Annotated in this window: 15 protein-coding genes; 5 read left to right on the top strand and 10 right to left on the bottom strand. The window is 36.2% G+C overall.

From position 1 onward, the window contains the following. Nucleotides 1-14 precede the first annotated feature (14 nt). On the top strand, nucleotides 15-1,157 hold the full coding sequence (gene bshA / locus RBU60_RS06800; protein ID WP_308863989.1) for an N-acetyl-alpha-D-glucosaminyl L-malate synthase BshA: 1,143 nt from the start codon (nucleotides 15-17) through the stop codon (nucleotides 1,155-1,157). Nucleotides 1,158-1,170: 13 nt separating this feature from the next. Here the strand turns inward: bshA and RBU60_RS06795 are convergent, their stop codons facing one another. Then, nucleotides 1,171-1,671 (bottom strand): hypothetical protein, encoded by a 501-nt coding sequence (locus tag RBU60_RS06795; RefSeq protein WP_308863988.1) that lies wholly within the window; start codon nucleotides 1,669-1,671, stop codon nucleotides 1,171-1,173. A gap of 105 nt (nucleotides 1,672-1,776) precedes the next feature. Here RBU60_RS06795 and RBU60_RS06790 point away from each other — a divergent pair, with 105 nt between their 5' ends. Beyond that, nucleotides 1,777-4,710, top strand: a complete 2,934-nt coding sequence (locus tag RBU60_RS06790) for an FAD-binding and (Fe-S)-binding domain-containing protein (protein WP_308863987.1) — start codon at nucleotides 1,777-1,779, stop codon at nucleotides 4,708-4,710. A 101-nt stretch (nucleotides 4,711-4,811) separates the two neighbouring features. On the opposite strand, the gene RBU60_RS06785 is transcribed toward RBU60_RS06790, so the two are convergent. After that, nucleotides 4,812-5,615, bottom strand: coding sequence for a hypothetical protein (locus RBU60_RS06785; RefSeq protein ID WP_308863985.1), 804 nt, complete (start codon nucleotides 5,613-5,615; stop codon nucleotides 4,812-4,814). A 353-nt stretch (nucleotides 5,616-5,968) separates the two neighbouring features. On the opposite strand from RBU60_RS06785, the gene aroC reads away from it, so the two are divergent. Further along, on the top strand, nucleotides 5,969-7,036 hold the full coding sequence (aroC, locus tag RBU60_RS06780) for a chorismate synthase (RefSeq protein WP_308863984.1): 1,068 nt from the start codon (nucleotides 5,969-5,971) through the stop codon (nucleotides 7,034-7,036). Between the two features lie 9 nt (nucleotides 7,037-7,045). Then, nucleotides 7,046-8,350: a dicarboxylate/amino acid:cation symporter gene (locus RBU60_RS06775; RefSeq protein WP_308863982.1), complete on the top strand. Its 1,305-nt coding sequence runs from the start codon at nucleotides 7,046-7,048 to the stop codon at nucleotides 8,348-8,350. 44 nt (nucleotides 8,351-8,394) lie between these two features. Here the strand turns inward: RBU60_RS06775 and RBU60_RS06770 are convergent, their stop codons facing one another. Beyond that, nucleotides 8,395-8,811 (bottom strand): thiol-disulfide oxidoreductase DCC family protein, encoded by a 417-nt coding sequence (locus RBU60_RS06770; protein ID WP_308863980.1) that lies wholly within the window; start codon nucleotides 8,809-8,811, stop codon nucleotides 8,395-8,397. Further along, nucleotides 8,811-10,994 (bottom strand): endonuclease MutS2, encoded by a 2,184-nt coding sequence (locus RBU60_RS06765; protein ID WP_308863979.1) that lies wholly within the window; start codon nucleotides 10,992-10,994, stop codon nucleotides 8,811-8,813. Before RBU60_RS06765 ends, RBU60_RS06770 begins: the two co-directional genes overlap by 1 nt. Before the next feature lie 45 nt (nucleotides 10,995-11,039). On the opposite strand from RBU60_RS06765, the gene RBU60_RS06760 reads away from it, so the two are divergent. Further along, nucleotides 11,040-11,705 (top strand): uracil-DNA glycosylase, encoded by a 666-nt coding sequence (locus RBU60_RS06760; RefSeq protein ID WP_308863978.1) that lies wholly within the window; start codon nucleotides 11,040-11,042, stop codon nucleotides 11,703-11,705. Between the two features lie 208 nt (nucleotides 11,706-11,913). On the opposite strand, the gene RBU60_RS06755 is transcribed toward RBU60_RS06760, so the two are convergent. The 6 genes from RBU60_RS06755 to RBU60_RS06730 form a co-directional block, all read right to left on the bottom strand. Further along, nucleotides 11,914-12,768: a substrate-binding domain-containing protein gene (locus RBU60_RS06755; protein WP_308863977.1), complete on the bottom strand. Its 855-nt coding sequence runs from the start codon at nucleotides 12,766-12,768 to the stop codon at nucleotides 11,914-11,916. Continuing rightward, nucleotides 12,765-14,816, bottom strand: coding sequence for a polyphosphate kinase 1 (ppk1, locus tag RBU60_RS06750; protein ID WP_308863976.1), 2,052 nt, complete (start codon nucleotides 14,814-14,816; stop codon nucleotides 12,765-12,767). The genes RBU60_RS06755 and ppk1 overlap by 4 nt, the downstream gene beginning before the upstream one ends. A gap of 70 nt (nucleotides 14,817-14,886) precedes the next feature. Further along, entirely contained in the window at nucleotides 14,887-15,759 is an 873-nt protein-coding gene (locus RBU60_RS06745; protein WP_308863975.1) for a nucleoside phosphorylase, read from the bottom strand. A 3-nt stretch (nucleotides 15,760-15,762) separates the two neighbouring features. Further along, nucleotides 15,763-16,695 carry a DUF1835 domain-containing protein gene (locus tag RBU60_RS06740; protein WP_308863974.1) on the bottom strand — a complete coding sequence of 311 codons (933 nt, stop codon included), beginning with the start codon at nucleotides 16,693-16,695 and terminating at the stop codon, nucleotides 15,763-15,765. After that, nucleotides 16,688-17,017, bottom strand: a complete 330-nt coding sequence (locus RBU60_RS06735; protein WP_308863973.1) for a translation initiation factor — start codon at nucleotides 17,015-17,017, stop codon at nucleotides 16,688-16,690. Before RBU60_RS06735 ends, RBU60_RS06740 begins: the two co-directional genes overlap by 8 nt. Before the next feature lie 5 nt (nucleotides 17,018-17,022). After that, nucleotides 17,023-17,982, bottom strand: a complete 960-nt coding sequence (locus tag RBU60_RS06730) for an isopenicillin N synthase family dioxygenase (protein ID WP_308864041.1) — start codon at nucleotides 17,980-17,982, stop codon at nucleotides 17,023-17,025. Between the last annotated feature and the right edge of the window lie 125 nt (nucleotides 17,983-18,107).

Raw genomic sequence — 18,107 nt, 5'->3', positions numbered from 1 at the left:
TTAAGCAAAAAATCATGAAAATAGGAATTGTATGTTATCCCACTTTTGGAGGAAGTGGAGTAGTCGCCACCGAATTAGGAATGGGACTAGCCAAACGAGGTCATGAAGTCCATTTTATAACCTACAAGCAACCGGTTCGTTTAGAACAACTTTCTAAAAATATTCATTACCACGAGGTGAATGTTCCCGAATATCCTTTATTTCATTACCAACCCTACGAGCTGGCACTATCTAGTAAATTGGTAGATATGGTTTTGTTGCATGAAATAGAATTGCTGCACGTGCATTATGCGATTCCTCACGCCTACGCAGGTTATATGGCAAAGAAAATGCTGGAGGAAGAAGGGGTTTACATTCCTATGGTGACCACGCTCCATGGCACTGATATCACTTTGGTAGGAAATCATCCTTTTTATAAGCCGGCAGTGACCTTTAGTATCAATAAAAGTGATTATGTTACTTCGGTTTCACAAAGTTTAAAAGATGATACCTTACGCTTGTTTAATGTAAAATCTCCTATCTGCGTAATTCCAAATTTTATAGATACCCATAGAGAGAAGAATCAGTTTACAGATTGTCAACGGGAATTAATGGCCGAAGATGATGAAAAGATTGTCACCCACGTGAGTAACTTTAGAAAGGTAAAGCGTATTGATGATGTGGTAAAGATTTTTAATCAAATTCAGAAAAAAGTAAAGTCTAAGTTAATTATGGTGGGGGAAGGACCAGAGGTGCAACCCGCTAAAAACTTAGCCGATACCTTGGGAATTTCAGATAAGATTATATTCTTAGGAGAAAGCAATGATGTGGATAAGATTTTATGCTTTTCAGATTTGTTTTTACTTCCTTCAGAGAAAGAAAGTTTTGGATTGGCAGCCTTGGAAGCTATGGTCAATGGAGTTCCTGTGATTTCTTCTAATACTGGCGGTTTACCCGAAGTGAACAAACAAGGTTTCTCTGGTTACTTAAGCGAGGTGGGGGATGTAGATAGTATGGCTGAGAATGCGATTTATATTTTAAGCGATGAGCAGCGCTTAGATCAATTTAAATTGAACGCAAAAGAAATGGCATTAAAATTTGATACCGACTCTGTAATTCCTATGTATGAAGAAATTTATAAGAAAGCCGCCTCAAATCTTAATGCCAAGACTAAGTAAATAATACCTTATTTTAGAATTGGTAACGTACCCCAATCGCAATATCTGGAGCAAAATCATCAATTACATCATAGTCAGAAAAACCAATTTCTGGTCTAAAATCTAACGATACTAGTAGAGGAATGTCAAAGTTGTATTCGATACCAATATTACCGGCAACAAATAGAAATGCACCATCATCATGATGAAAATCATCTCTGTAAACTCTATTGTCATCAACACTACCAATACCAGCACCAGCACCAGCATACCAATTAAATCCGCCTTCTATATTCCAAACCCATTGGTATAGTCCAGCAAGTTTAAAAGCATCAAAATGCTTATCGTTTCTCCATCCTAAGTCTAACTCTAATCTATTGTTGTTATTACCAAGTGCACGTTGATAAGATACTTCTGCACCAAAACCATCTCCCCCTCCTAAGCGAAGACCAATGGCATTTTTAGAAATTTCTTGAGCATTCATGGTTAATAATGCTCCTAAAACAAGGCTGAGGGTCAAAGCAATTTTTTTCATTTTATTTAATTTTTTAATTAATGTCAAATATATTTTCAAATTTAATACCTTACGATTATTGCCGGACAATCTTTTGTTAATCTTACTTAAAAACTGTTAATAACATTGAATTTATCTCTAATCGAATCCTTAAAGCAACAAATACAAGGTGAACTTTTTATAGATGACACCTATAAGAAATTATATGCTACAGATGCTTCTGTTTACCGGAAACTACCTATGGGCGTGGTAATTCCCAAAACAGTGGAAGATCTTCAACACATTATAGCATTTGCAGGCAAGCATAATTTAGGACTTATTCCTAGAGCTGCAGGAACTTCGTTGGCGGGGCAATGTGTGGGAGAAGGTTTGGTGGTGGATATTTCAAAATATTTAAATTCGGTAATTGAGTTTAATGAAGCCGAGCGCAGCGTAACTGTAGAACCCGGAATTATTCGGGATGATCTGAATCGGTATCTAGCACCTCATGGGTTGTTTTTTGGGCCCAATACTTCCACGTCTAACCGCTGTACCCTTGGCGGAATGGTGGGAAACAATTCTAGCGGCACCACATCCATTCAATATGGAGTGACCAGAGATAAGGTCTTAGAAATGGAAGTCATTCTTTCTGATGGAAGTATAGCTACTTTCGGTTCGCTTAACGCGGAAGAATTTCAGCGAAAGCTAGAACAAGATGATTTTGAAGGAGATATTTACAAGAAATTCTACCAGATGTTGCTTCCCAAAGAAGTGCAAGAGGAAATCAGAGAGCAATTTCCACTGCCAGAGATACACCGAAGAAATACAGGCTATGCCTTGGATGCTCTCATCGATACTGAAATTTTTTCTTCGTCAACAAAGACTTTTAATTTTTGTAAGTTATTATGCGGGTGCGAAGGTACTTTGGCATTTACTACCAAAATTAAACTGGAATTAGACCCATTGCCTCCGAAGGAATCGGCGATGATTGCGGCGCATTTCTATAGTATTGAAGATTGTTTGGAAGCGGTAGCGCCAGTGATGGAAGAAGATTTGTTTACTTGTGAGATGATGGATAAAGTCATTTTAGATTGTACCCAAGACAGCTTAAAATATAAAGAAAACAGGTTTTTTATTGAGGGAGATCCTATCGGGATTTTGATGCTGGAGTTAAAAGCAGATCAGCCCGAAGCATTACAACAAAAAATAAAGACTTTAGAGCATATTTTACAGACGAAGTCAAAATCTTACGCCAATAAAATCTTATACGGAGAAGAAATTCACCTAGCGCTAGAGTTGCGAAAAGCAGGCTTGGGATTATTGGGAAATTTAAAAGGAGATAAGAAGGCCGTGGCTTGTATAGAAGATACTGCGGTGGCTTTAAAAGATCTGTCGAACTATATTAATGAGTTTACCCAATTGATGAAAGGCTTTGATCAAAAAGCGGTGTATTACGCTCATGCTGGCGCGGGGGAACTTCACCTCCGACCTATTTTAAACTTAAAAAAGAGCGAAGACGTAGTGCTTTTTAAGGAAATCACACATCAGGTAGCCTTATTGGTTAAAAAATATAAAGGTTCTTTTAGCGGTGAACACGGTGACGGTAGAGTGAGAGCTTCCTTTATTGAAATGCTAGTGGGTGCTAAAAACTATCAACTTTTTAAGGAGACTAAAACTATATTTGATCCTCAAAACATCTTTAATCCTGGTAAAATCGTGGAAGCACTTCCTATGGAAACCGATTTGCGTTATGAAACAGACCGTAAAGAGCATCAAATAAAAACCTTGATGAATTTTGAGGGTACTCAAGGTTTTTTACGCGCTGTAGAAAACTGTAATGGAAGCGGAGATTGCCGCAAAAGTGTCGCTGCAGGTGGAACGATGTGTCCGAGTTACCGCGCCACAAAAAATGAAAAAGATACGACTCGGGGGCGAGCTAATATGTTGCGGGAATTGATGACTCAGCCTCATTCTAAAGATCGATTTAATGATAAGTCCACCAAAGAAGTATTAGATTTGTGCATTAGTTGTAAAGGTTGCAAGAGCGAATGTCCTTCTAATGTGGATATGGCAGCTTATAAAGCCGAATTTCTATACCAATACCATCAACATAATTCTCATAGCTTTAGAGATCGGCTTTTTGCAGAAAACTATACGTGGAATAAGAGGGGAAGATTCAGCACATCGCTTACCAATGCTTTGTTTACGAATACTCTAAGCTCAAAGCTAATCAAGAAAAGCTTAGGAATTGCTCCAAAACGCAGTTTGCCAATACTTTCTAAAAAATCTTTACGGAAAAGTATACGAGAAAATCCCGATTTGCTTTCCGCGAAAGCGAAACCCATCAACAAAGTATACTTGTTTATTGACGAATTTACAGACCAATTGGATACGCCCATAGGTTTAGATGCCATAGAAGTCTTGACGCATTTAGGTTATGAAATAAAAGTGGTAGCGCACGAAGAAAGCGGAAGAGCACAAGTTTCTAAAGGCTTTTTAGTTCAAGCCAAGCAGTTAGCAAATAAAAATATAGAAATTTTTGAAGCTCTGGTTTCAGAAGAAAGTCCGCTGATAGGAATTGAACCTAGCGCTATTTTGTCCTTTCGGGATGAATACTTGCGTTTGGCTAATGCTCCAGCAAAGGCTAAAAAACTCGCAAAACACGTATTTTTAATAGAAGAATTTCTATCCGAAGAAATTAAAAAGGGAAATATCACTTCCGCGCAGTTTGAGAATACGCAGCAAACAATAAAAATTCATGGGCATTGCCACCAGAAAGCCTTAAGCACCATAAAACCCACTTTCGATATTTTGAATCTCCCAGAAAATTATAAAGTCACCATAATTTCTTCTGGCTGTTGCGGAATGGCAGGTAGTTTTGGCTACGAAAAAGAACATTATGAAGTGAGTATGCAAATAGGAAATCAGAGTCTTTTTCCTGCCGTAAAAAGAGCTGCAAAAGAAACGATTATTGCGGCCAACGGAACAAGTTGTAGGCATCAGATTTACGACGGAACACAAAAAAAATCAATGCATCCTATAAGTATTTTAAAGAACGCATTGATTAAAGCTAAGATTTAGCCCTCTAGAGGATTAAATTCCCCGAGGTTCCCCTCGGTTTTTAAAAGTATTTTCTTATTCATAGCTCGGGGCAGGCCTGCCCCGAGGTTCTTGGTTTATTCTTATTGAACTGTATAGGTATCAATAGATTGAGTTGTGTTTACGTTAATAGGATTTAACGTAGGAATATCAAATTGCGATAAATCTTCAAAGTTATAAGATACTGAATTCTCACTGTAAATAAGTCCGATGTCTGCAGCATAATAATTAGAAGAAGTCAAGACTTCTTGCTCTTCTAATAAAGGAAGCGTGATGATAGCAACACTGGCATCAACCGCTAAATTTACCGAAAGAGTAGATTTTAAAACATTTTCATAAGAAACGTTGTTCACCGTATAACTTTCTAAGATTTCATTTTGCTGAGTGTTTAAGGAATATGTCATCGTAAGAGGAATATCCTGTCCTTGCAAATTAAAAGTTTGATCAATTGTATTGCTTAAGGTAGAAAGCTGATCCCCAGCCGAGGCATTTACATCATATACCGTTAGATTATTGATGGGAATACTTAAATTCTCCATACCATAAAAACTAAGATCTATTATATACTGACCGTTGTAAACTAATTTCCCATTTTGCTTGGAAAGATTTCCATTCACCAAAATTCCCGTAATAATTCCTCTTTCTAACATATTTGCCGAAGAGCTAAAAGAATAAGCGTTGTTATTTTCGGTAGTAGCGGTAAGGGTCTCGTTATTGGTATTTTCGCTTTCTCCCTCTACGACAGAACTATTGTTGTAATTCCACTCATTTCCTGTCGTTAAAGGAAAGTAGTTACTGCTGTTGGTTTCGTTAACAGAGGTGTCGTCAGACGAGCATGAAATAAGGCTTGTCATCACTAAAGCTAAACTTAAAATACGTAGTTTCATTAGAATATTATTTTTTCAAAGATATTATTTTTTTATTTAAAACTCATAACGTACTTAAAACGAGTAAAATCTCATTTTATTTTGTCTCTTTAGCTAAGCGGGTTTTATTTTCTTTACGGAATTGAGACATCAACACTTCAAGCTTCCTCATCTCCTAGAAACTAAGCTGATGTCGTTAGAGTCCTAAAATGCATAGAATACAGAAATAAACGTAGTAGGAGCGGGTTTATTTCTAATAGCTAAAGATCTGTAAACCAAAATCTTAGGCTGATTTTGTATTTATTAGATTAAAGTTTAGTTAACTAGAACTTTTAATTATCTTTCTAAAAATTTACATTTGTTGAAAATCACTCATGGCAGGAAATTCTTTTGGCACTTTATTTAAACTCACCAGCTTTGGAGAATCCCATGGGGAAGCCTTAGGAGGAATAATTGATGGGTGTCCTTCTGGAATTTCTATCGACTTTAATTTTATACAACAAGAACTAAAAAGAAGAAAACCTGGTCAATCCAAAATCGTTACTCAACGTAAGGAAGCCGATGAAGTGGAGTTTTATTCGGGTATTTTTGAAGGTAAAACTACTGGAACTTCCATAGGTTTTGTGATTAAAAACACCAATCAAAAAACCAAAGATTACGATCATATTAAAGACGTCTATAGGCCCAGTCACGCAGACTTTACTTACGACGAGAAGTATGGAAGCCGCGATTATAGAGGAGGAGGTAGGTCTAGCGCACGAGAAACGGTATGCCGAGTAGTAGCTGGCGCAATTGCCAAACTTTTTTTAAAAGAGATTACTATTACAGCCTATACGAGTAGCGTGGGAAATATTCAGCTAACCCAAGAAGATACAATCAATTTTAAAGAAATTGAGCAGAATGTGGTGAGATGCCCCAATGCAGAGGTGGCATCAAAAATGGAAACACTAATCACTTCCGTAAAGAAAGAAGGAGATAGCCTTGGCGGAATTATTTCATGTGTCATAGAAAATGTTCCTACAGGCTTAGGAGAACCCGTTTTTGATAAACTTCATGCCAATTTAGGAAAAGCCATGCTTTCCATCAATGCTGTAAAAGGTTTTGAATATGGAAGTGGTTTTGAAGGTACCAAAATGAGGGGGAGCGCGCATAACGATATTTTTGATACGCATAAAAAAACAAAAACCAATTATAGCGGTGGTATTCAAGGAGGGATCTCTAATGGAATGCCTATTTATTTTAACGTTGCTTTTAAACCCGTCGCCACTATCATCCAAAAACAAACTACCATTAATACGAAAGGAGAGTCCATAGAAATGCAGGGAAAAGGAAGACACGACCCTTGTGTGGTACCTAGAGCGGTTCCTATTGTAGAAGCGATGGCAGCCTTGGTTTTGGCAGATTTTATATTATTACAACGAAGATTCAATTCAACCCAATAAAAGCATTACATGAAGAAGTTAGCATTACACTGGCAAATATTAATAGGAATGGCCCTGGGGGTTATTTTTGCCTTGATTTTAAGTAATTTTGAATGGGGAGCAGACTTTATTGGTGATTGGATAAAACCCTTCGGAACCATTTTTATCAATTCTTTAAAACTAATTGCCGTTCCATTAATTTTAGCTTCCCTGATTAAGGGAGTTTCAGATTTAAAAGATATTTCTAAGCTATCACAAATGGGGATTAGAACTATAGGTACGTATATTCTAACGACCATAATCGCCGTTTCTATAGGATTAACGGTAGTAAATGTAGTGAAACCTGGGAGCACGATTTCAGAAGAAACCCGAGAAGAATTGGTAGCCAATTATGGAGGAGAAGCCGATTTAAAACGACAAGATGCTGAAAAGCAAAAAAATGCAGGTCCCTTACAAGCTTTGGTAGATATTGTTCCTAGTAATATTATAGGCGCTTCTTCCAACAACGCCAATATGTTACAAGTGATTTTCTTCGCTATTTTCTTCGGAATTGGTCTTATTCTTATTCCTGAAAAAACAGCAGAGCCTGTAAAAGTTTTCTTTGATGGCTTTAATGAAGTCATACTCAAAATGATTGATATGATCATGCTCGCGGCTCCCTATGGAGTATTCGCTTTATTGGCGGCATTGGTAGTCGAATCTCCAAGCGCCGATTTATTTGCGGCTTTAGCTATGTATGCTTTGTGTGTTATCACAGGATTATTATTGATGATAGGCGTTTATATTCTAATTGTGTGGATCTTTACTAAAAGAACGCCCAAATTCTTTATGAACGGAATTTCTCCAGCTCAATTGTTAGCTTTTTCAACCAGCTCGAGTGCCGCTACTTTGCCAGTAACCATGGAGCGCGTAGAGGAGCATTTGGGAGTAGAAAAAGAAGTTTCTAGTTTTGTGTTGCCTATTGGAGCTACCATTAATATGGACGGAACGAGTTTGTATCAAGCCGTAGCAGCTGTATTTATTGCGCAAGCTTTTGGGATGGACCTTTCTTTTGGTACCCAATTAGGAATTATCGCGACAGCAACACTAGCATCTATAGGATCTGCTGCAGTTCCAGGAGCAGGAATGGTGATGTTGGTTATTGTTTTGGCGCAAGCAGGAATTCCTGAAGCGGGATTAGCCTTAATCTTTGCGATAGATAGACCTTTAGATATGTGTAGAACCACCGTAAACGTAACAGGAGATGCTTCAGTTGCAATGTTGGTGGCTAAGGCCGTAGGGAAATTACGAGACCAACCTTTGGTTAAGAATTGGGACGATAATTATAAGAAGTAAGTTAGAGAAAACTAAAAAGAACTTTTAAAGCTTTTTTTAGTTTTCTATTCAATAAACTTCGCTTTCTCCTCAGGAGTGGGCATTCTGCATGTTTCTTTTTTGCCAAACCATCGGTAACGGTTTCTGGCAATGAGATCATAAATACTATCTCTAAAACTTTCGGGTAGAGGTAGAAAAATCCGCGAAAGCGAAACCGCACCTTTTAAACGTTTAAAGATTTGTAAAGCGGCAGAGGATTTTACATAATAGGCTTCTCCCGGAATGATTAATATCATCGAATCTATTTGAGACGTATCGATTCCTCGTTCTTCGGTGAGTTTTTTACCGATGTCACTTTGCAAAGAAGCAAAGACAAACTGATCTTTATGATCTTTTTTGATAATGTAATCGATGGCGTTATTGCACAACGTACACACGCCATCAAAAAGGATTATTTTTTTATCTTTTGGGAGATTCTCCATTATTTTTTAGCTCTTTGCACCAATTCCACTTGTTCTAGTGGTACCGATGATGTAAACATACCATAATTTATAATGGCTTTGCCTTTTTCAATTTTATCAATCGTACCCACAGACCGACTTCCTTCTAGACGCACGCGATCATCGATTTTAAAAGATACTATTTTCTTTTCGGCTGCTTCTTTCTCAACGATGTCTTGCTTTACCTTTTCCTCTTTCTTCTTTTGTCGGATGACTTTAATCTTATTTACAGCCTCCTTTTGAATGGCTTCGTCTTTCTTCTTCTTTTCTTGAGCTTTCTTGATGCTTTCTTTCTTTTTCTTGGAATTCTCTATGGTGACAAGCTTTAAGAACTCTGCAATAAGATCTTTCTTTTTATTATTTCTGAAAAATTTATCGGCTAAATCATCTAACTTTTGTCCAAGGTAAATGTGCTTCTGATTGGCATCGTACAATTCTTGAAAGCCTTCCAACTTTTGTTGAACCCTAGAATTGATCTCGTCTAGCTTTTGTTGTTCTTCAGAAGCTTTGAGCTCCTTTTCTTTTAAGCTGGAAGTGGTCTTAGCCAGTTTAGAACGTTCTTGCTGTAACTTGGCAATACTTTTATCGAACCTTATTTTTCCTCGCTCTACTTTCTTTTTAGAGCGATTGATTAAACTGTAAGGAATTCCATTTTTTTGAGCGACCTCAAAGGTAAAAGAGCTACCAGCTTCCCCTAGATGCAACTTAAATAAAGGTTCTAAAGTCTGAGAATCAAACAACATATTGGCATTGCTAATGGCTTCCGTTTCCTGCGCCATCTTTTTTAGGTTAGCGTAGTGAGTGGTGATAATTCCGAAAGATTCTTTTTCGTAGAATACTTCGAGAAAGGTTTCCGCCAAAGCGCCACCTAATTCTGGATCACTACCGGTACCAAACTCATCGATTAAGAAAAGGGTTTTATCATCGCATTTCCTTAAGAAATGCTTCATATTTTTTAATCGATAGGAGTAAGTACTTAAATGATTTTCAATACTTTGATTGTCGCCAATATCGGTTAGAATCTTGTTGAAAAAACAAACTCTTGAGTATTCATGAACAGGAATCAATAAACCTGCCTGCAACATCACTTGCAATAATCCAACAGTTTTTAAGGTAATACTTTTCCCTCCTGCATTAGGACCAGAAATGACAATAATGCGATTGTCTTTGGCCAGCTTAATGCTTTGCGGATAGGTTTTCTGATTTTTCTTTTTATTATTTAAATATAAAACCGGATGATAAGCATCTCTAAGGTCTAGTTCTTTATCATCGCTGAGTTTTGGCAACACCGCATTCATAGACTTCCCATATTTTGTCTTAGCGGAAATAAGATCGATATCACTCAAAAGATTTTGATAATCGATCAACAATTCGCGGTAAGGTCTAATGATTTCGGTGAGTTGTTTTAAAATACGATTGACTTCCTCTTTCTCTTCATATTCTAGGTTGTTGAGTTCTCGCGCATATTTTAGTGTTTTTTCGGGCTGCATATAAATAATGCTTCCGGTTTTTGAAGTTCCTAGAATAGAACCTTTTACTTTCTTCCGATACATCGCATTAACCGCCAAAACCCGTATGTTATCTACGACAGATTCTTTGATTTCGTCTAAGTAACCGTAGCCTTGATATTTAGATAAATCGCTTACAAAACTAGAGTTGATCTGTGAACGCACGCTATTGATGGACCGGCGGACACTTTGTAAAAGGGGAGAGGCATTGTCTTTAATTTCTCCAAACTTATCGATTACTAACTCTATATTTTCAACAATCTCCTTGGTGAATTCTACCTCTTGCGTAGTTTTAAATAAGGTAGGATAGATCTCTTTATACTTCTTAAAAAATAAAATATGAGAATTGGTTGTCTGTGAAATAGAAGAAATGCGCCGAAACCCCAGAAGCTCTAAAGTGGTGTTCTCTATGGCTAAGAATTTGATTTCATTAGCAATAGGATCAAAGCCGTGGTTAGGGATTTTAGCCTCTTGTAAGTCAGAGGAAAGGTATTCTTGCGTTTGATGTAAGGAAAAAATAACTTCCTCTTTGGAAGAAAAAGGGGTTAAGTGCAGCGCTTTTTCTTTGCCTATATAGGTGAGGCAATATTCTTCCACTTGACTACAAACGGTTGTAAATTCTAAATCTTTTAGGGTCTTTTCTGTAATTTTTATCATAGCAATTTTCTACTTTCGTAGTTGGGCAAATTTAACGATAATTTTATGAAGGTAAATATTCCTAAGGCTTGGAAAAATCAATTAAATGATGAATTTGATAAAGTTTATTTTAAAAACTTGGTTTCTTTTGTGAAAACAGCCTATAAAAATGATACGTGCTACCCTAAAGCAGATGCTATTTTTGCGGCTTTCGAGTATTGTGATTTTAAGGATTTAAAAGTAGTAATTTTGGGACAAGATCCTTATCACGGTGCCGGGCAGGCCAATGGGTTGTGCTTTTCGGTACAGGATAATATAAAGATGCCCCCTTCTTTAATTAATATTTTTAAAGAAATAGAACAAGATTTAAAACTCCCTTTTCCTAACACTGGAAATCTAGAACGTTGGGCCAATCAGGGCGTATTGTTGCTAAATGCAACATTAACGGTAAAAGCACACGAAGCGGGAAGTCATCAAAAACAAGGATGGGAGAAATTTACAGATCAAGTTATTTCGACGATTTCAGAAAACAAAGAGCATGTTGTTTTTTTACTATGGGGAGGATTCGCTAAAAAGAAAATAAAATTGATTGACACGTCCAAACATGATGTTTTAACTTCGGGACATCCTTCGCCATTGAGTGCAAATAGAGGATATTGGTTCGGAAATAAACACTTTAGTAAAACCAATGCCATCTTAAAAAAACTAGGAAAGGCACCCGTAACCTGGTGATTACTCCACTTTGTAGTCATCGGTATTCACCGTTTCGGTTTTATTTCTACTGAATAAAAACAAGGCCAAATTGATAATAAGAAGACTCAATAAAACAATTAAAAATACAAACATAATTACGTCCTTTATTCTGTAGATGTAAAAAGGTTGCAAAGGTTGCGTTTATTTTATTATTTTCAGTAAAAAAATAGGTTTAACGGCGTTTTATTTAAATTAAGGATTGACAAATATCTTCAAAATCAGATTTTTGCGTGATTAAACTCAAGTCCTGCAATTGGTTTTGAACCGTTAGAACTTCTTTTGAACTGATTTGCTTTTGACTCCATTCCGTTAAGTCTAACCATTTTAAAATATCTTCTTCATTTTGTTGGTATCTTTCTGCAAGAAGACGACTAATCCTAGGAATCTCTTTAAAATCTTTAGAAACGCTATTGATCACTTGTAGCATTTCTTTTAATTCTGCTGCATGATTGGCTATAAATTCATCAGTACTTACAATCACAAAACAAGGCCAAGGGGTTGGGCAATCTGCAATTCTTCTAAACGTACCCTGATCTACTAAAGGTTTGGTGGTAAAATGTTCCCACATAAAATATTGGGCATCATCTTTTGGTAGAGCTTCTACAGCACCCTCTAGATTTTTCACCACTTCAAACTTTAAATTTTTAGGATCCCATTGCTGATTTTTAGCATTGACATAGGTCATGAGATGAGAACCAGATCCATACCTGCTAATGGCAGAAGTGGTTTTCTCTAAATCGTTCATATGCTGATAGCTCGAATTTGCCGCCACGTGAATCCCCCAAATAAGAGGGGACGCGATGTATTCTTGCAATATTTTAAACGGAGCTCCATCTTCAATTTCTTTGATAATACCTTCTGTTAAGACTAAGGCTACGTCAATGTCTTTATCGTGTAAGGCTCTGCTCAATTCTCCCGTGCCTCCGTCAAAGTCTTTCCAAGTGACATCTAAACCTTGGTGTTTAAATAGACCTTTTCTCATACAAATGTGCCAGGGATAATTAAAATGTTCTGGTACTCCACCAACTTTTATTGATTTCATGCGGTATGTTTTTCTTTTAAATATTCATAAATTTTATACTGAGATCTAATCTTTTCTTCTCCCGCTTTAGGCTTTACATACTTATTTTCTTCGGAAGCATCTTGTATTCTTGCTTTTTGATTATCGTTTAATTGTATTTCAAGAATATCTTTTAATTCATTAAAAACATGTTCTTGCATCACGGGTGCTAAAACTTCAATTCGTCGGTCTAAATTCCGGGTCATCCAATCTGCGCTCCCAAAATACATTTTTTCCTCTCCTTTATTATGAAAGAGGTAAATACGCCCGTGTTCTAAAAAACGATCGATAATACTGGTAATATAAATATTCTCGCTAATCTTTGGCATTCCAGCAGTTAAACACGTAAATCCTCTAATAATCAACCTTACTTTTACACCGCTTTGACTCGCTTTATATAAGAGATTGATGATTTCAGGATCTTCGAGACTATTCATTTTGGCCGTGATCTTAGCCTCTAAACCTTCTTTTGCATAATCTATTTCTTGCAAAATTAGTTTGGTGAAATCTCTTCTGGTATTGAAAGGGGAAATTAATAAGTTTTTTGCTCTTGGAATAATAAGATCACCTTCTAAGACTTTAAAAACACGTTCTAGCTCTTTAGTGATTTTTTTGCTGGCGGTAAATAACCCGTGATCGCAGTAAATCTTACTGGTTTCACTGTTAAAATTCCCTGTTCCTATATATGCATACCTAAGTTTTTCTCCGTTCTCTGTACGCTCTACAAAAAATACTTTAGAGTGAACTTTAATCTTAGGATAGCTATAAATCACTTTTGCTCCTTTCTCTTCAAATTTTCTGCCCCAAGTGATATTATTTTCTTCATCAAAGCGCGCTTTGGCTTCAATAAAAACAGTGACTTCTTTTCCGTTTTTTAAAGCTTTTAGTAGGGAAGTGGTCAAATTTGACTCATCTGCTACGCGATAAAAAGATATTTTAATAGCGGAAACATCAGGGTCATTCGCTGCTTTTTTAATAAATTTTTCTACGTATGAAAATGACATATAAGGAAAATGCACCAGCATGTCTTTCCCTCTAATGGAATCAAAATAGTTATCAGAATTTTCTAATTCTCTATGTGGAATAGGCTTTAAAGCTTCATAAACTAGATCTTTATTATGGCCCGGATTTGGAAAACTAAAAAAGTCACTAAAATTATGATACCTTCCTCCAGGCATCATGTCTATTTTTCCTAAGCCTAAATGCTTTCTCAATTTCTTCTGAAAGTCTTTGGGCATATCTGCATCGTAGAGTAGACGAGTAGGCTGGCCGTCGGTTCTTTGCGCAAGCGAATCGTAGATTTTTTCGGCTAAAACTCCGTCGTATTGATCATCGATATACAGTTCTGCATCTCTAGACATTTTTATTTCATAAATGCCTGTAATCTCTTCCTTAGAAAAAACAGAAGGCATTTTATAGCGAATAATGTCATCGATAAACGTAATGTAGAAATCTCCTGTCTCCTTAAAAGTATAAAAGCGCCCGTGGTCATTTAAAGGAATATTGACAAAGGCCACTTTTTTGCTTCCTTTAAAAGTAACAAAGTAATAGATGGTATTGTTTTCTATAAAAATACGTTTCTCTTTTTCAAAGTCCACAATTTGTGGCTCTAGGTAGCTTTCAATATTTTCATGGTAGAATTCATCTACTTCTTTTTGTTGTTTCTTGGTAAAATCCTCATCATTAATGAGGTGAATGTTGTTTTTAGCTAATTCAGGAATAATCTGATCATGAAAGATAGCCCCAAACTCTTGCTGTTGCAGAGAAACTTCTCGAAGAATTTCTTTAACTTTCTTAGAAGGTCTTAAGGCTAATTTTTTACGAAGACTCTTCTTAATTCTCTTAATCTGCCTAAGCTGCGAGACTCTTACTCTAAAATATTCATCTAGATTGGAAGAGAAAATAGCCAAGAATTTCAACCTTTCATATACTGGATTGTCGCTATCATCCGCTTCTTGTAAAACACGTTTATTAAAATTTAACCAATCAAGGTCTCTGTGTTTTAAGTGATTAAATTCTGGATCTAGCATGAAGTATAATTTTGTTAAAACTACAAATTACGAGCAGCTTGGTCGGCTAAAGTTCTGTTAAATAAAAGTCTTATAAAGAGGTAATTTTATCGAGCGTATAAAGAATGAGTTGCTCTACAGCTTTCAAGGAATCCTGACTAAAATCACCAGTTTCTCTATTGGCGATAATCGCATTCATAGAAAGTGCTCTATGTCCTAAAAGTTTTGATAAACCGTAAATACCGCTGGTTTCCATCTCTAGATTGGTGATTTTATAGTCCTTGTATGTAAAAGTCGTCAATTGGTCTATAAAATTAGGATCTTGTAAAGCGGCTCTCAATACACGTCCTTGCGGCGCATAAAAACCTACATTGGTTCCTGTAACTCCTTTAAAAACGCGGTCATCTTGAGAAAAATGATCTAAAAGTGTTGGATCGGCACTCACTACATAAGGTTTTGCTTTATGCGGATGTAAGCTTAAATGCTGATGAAGATTTTCTGCAAATTCTTTTTCTAAGAAAGCATCACTTTGGTAATAGTAGAGGAGTCCGTCAAATCCAATCGCTTTTTCTGAAGCTAAAAACGCATCTACGGGAATCTCTTTCTGTATAGATCCAGAAGTCCCAATTCTTACAAATGTAAGCTGCTGGTGTTCTTCTTTTACTTCCCTATTTTTTAGATCGATATTAGCTAAAGCGTCAAGCTCATTAAAAACAATATCAATATTATCGGTTCCTATTCCCGTAGAAACCACGGTAATTCTTTTGTTTTTGTAGGTTCCCGTTTGGGTTTGAAACTCTCTTTTTTGTGTTTTAAATTCAACCGAATCAAAATGTTTGGTAATGCTATCAATACGATCTGGATCACCAACAGTGATGATAAGGTGTGATATATTTTCTGGCTTTAAATTCAAGTGGTAAACGCTACCATCTGCATTTAAAATAAGTTCTGATTCTTTAATCATGTATTATAATTTTAAAAGCGTGTGAGATTCTTTATCGTAAAGAAAATCGTATTTATAGGCCGCTCCATAAAGCATGTCGTCTTTCATCTCTCTATAAAAATTTTCGCTTTGATCTATGACGGCTTTTCCCTTTTCATTCAGAGTGAGTCTATTATTTTCTAAGGTGGTGAAAAAAGTAAGTTTATCTAGAATCTTTTGCATCTGCATATCGCCATATCCATAATAACCTTGGTATTGTAAACTATAGCCCAACCATTGGTTAATACTGGTAATTTCATTGTTTTCTATTAAATGTAAGAGGTTTCCTTCTAGGGCATTTAAGCCTGTTTCTGAATTGGGAAAGCGTTCTAAATGAGCTCTTAAACAATTAGACAAGTATTCGAAATTTGAACTTTTGCTAATGTGCGGAGCTATTCTCTTAGGATTTTTCTCGTTGTAAATCGTCCAAATGTATTGCGCAAGTTCAATGTCATCCTCATTAAGGAGAACCCGATTTTCATAAGCTGTTTTAAATTCTTCCGAAGTTAATTCGGCTAAACCTTTTAATTTACTTTCTCCCTTAATTCTTCCGCTGCAAATTAAATAGATAGGAATATCAATTTCTAATTCTGATAAAAACTGAATGGCAGCCAACATATTAATGTGGCAAAATAAATCATATTCAAACCATAGATATACTTCAGAAAACTGCTGTTCTTCAAAAATAGAAAACTGGTTTAAAAATTTATCTTCGTACTCCTCTGGTGGAATATCATAATAATCAGACAAAAATTTTGAACGTGCTTCTTTAAACGCTGAAGAATTTACGTATTTATGGGTAGGACCTTCACAAAGCATCTCTCTCCAAACGAATATTTTTCCGTCAAGGTTTAAATTCTCTAAGGATGTTAAGGCACTATCTCCATTGATGATATGTAAACACTCGCGCTTATCCACCTACACGCTTTACTTGAAAGCCTTTTTCTTTTAAAATATCCATGATTTCAGACCGGTAATCGCCCTGAATAATAATTTGTTCATTTTTGGAGGATCCTCCAACGCCAAGTGTAGTTTTAAGCTCTTTTGCTAATATTTTAAAATCACTATCGGCACCAGTATAGCCTTCAATGATGGTATTGGCTTTCCCTTTTCTTTTCTCATACTTACATATAAGAGGATCATCTTGTAACCAAATTTCTTGGTCTTCTTCCTCGTTGGTTTCAACCTCACTGGTTTCGTGATCGGGAAACAGGTCTTTTAATTGATCTTTTAAGTCCATAAATATTAAGCTTTATCTTCTTTAATTAAACCAATTTCCACCAAACGCTGGTGTAAAAACTCACCTGCCGTAATATCTTCATAGTGTTTAGGGTTTTCTTCATCGATACATTCTTCTAAACAATTTAATTTCATTTCACTTCGAGGATGTAGAAAAAATGGTATAGAATAGCGAGGCTTACCCCATTGTTCTTTTGGCGGATTTGCTACACGGTGTATGGTAGATTTTAATTTATTGTTGGTGAGTCTCTCTAGCATGTCACCTACATTAATCACCAATTCGTCTTCTGCTGGGATGGCATCAATCCACTCTCCGTCTTTTCTTAACACTTGTAAACCTCCAGAAGAAGCTCCCATTAATAAAGTAATCAAATTAATATCGCCGTGAGCCCCAGCTCTTACCGCCCCTTTAGGTTCTTCAGTAATAGGAGGGTAGTGAATAGGTCTTAAAATACTGTTTCCATTACTTGCCCAATGGTCAAAATAATGTTCTTCTAGCCCAATGTATAAAGCAAGCGCCCTGAGTACATAAATACCGGTTTTCTCTATCATTCTATAGGCTTCCATTCCTGTTTTGTTAAAGTCCATTAACTCTTCCACATGAATGTTTTTTGGATAGTTTTCGGTTAGATTAGCATCGTCTGAAGGTTCTTGTCCAAAGTGCCAAAACTCTTTTAAATCTCCTTCTTTCTTTCCTTTGGCATGTTCTTTTCCGAAGGAGATGTAACCTCTTTGTCCGCCAAGTCCTTCTATTTCATACTTTTCCTTTTCCTCTATAGAGAGATCAAAAAAAGCTTTCACTTCTTTATAAAGTTCATCCACAAGATCATCGTTTAGAAAATGGTTTTTTAAAGAGACAAAACCTATTTCTTCATAAGCTTTACCAATTTCGTTAACAAACTTTTCTTTGCGTTTAGAGTCTTTAGATAAAAAATCTGAAAGGTCTACACTCGGAATATTATTCATAGACATAGTATCATCTGATTCTGGTTATCTAACAAAGTTAATTAAATTTGGACTTCCTAGTAATTTTGTGACTAATTTTATTAGGCCGCTTTGTTAAAAAATCCTTTTAATTTTAGTTCCATTTC

The sequence above is a fragment of the Mesonia profundi genome (genome assembly GCF_031085155.1).
In the GTDB taxonomy this organism is placed as follows: domain Bacteria; phylum Bacteroidota; class Bacteroidia; order Flavobacteriales; family Flavobacteriaceae; genus Mesonia; species Mesonia profundi.
Note: the sequence above shows the minus strand (reverse complement) of the source record. Positions and strands in the feature narration are given on the sequence as shown.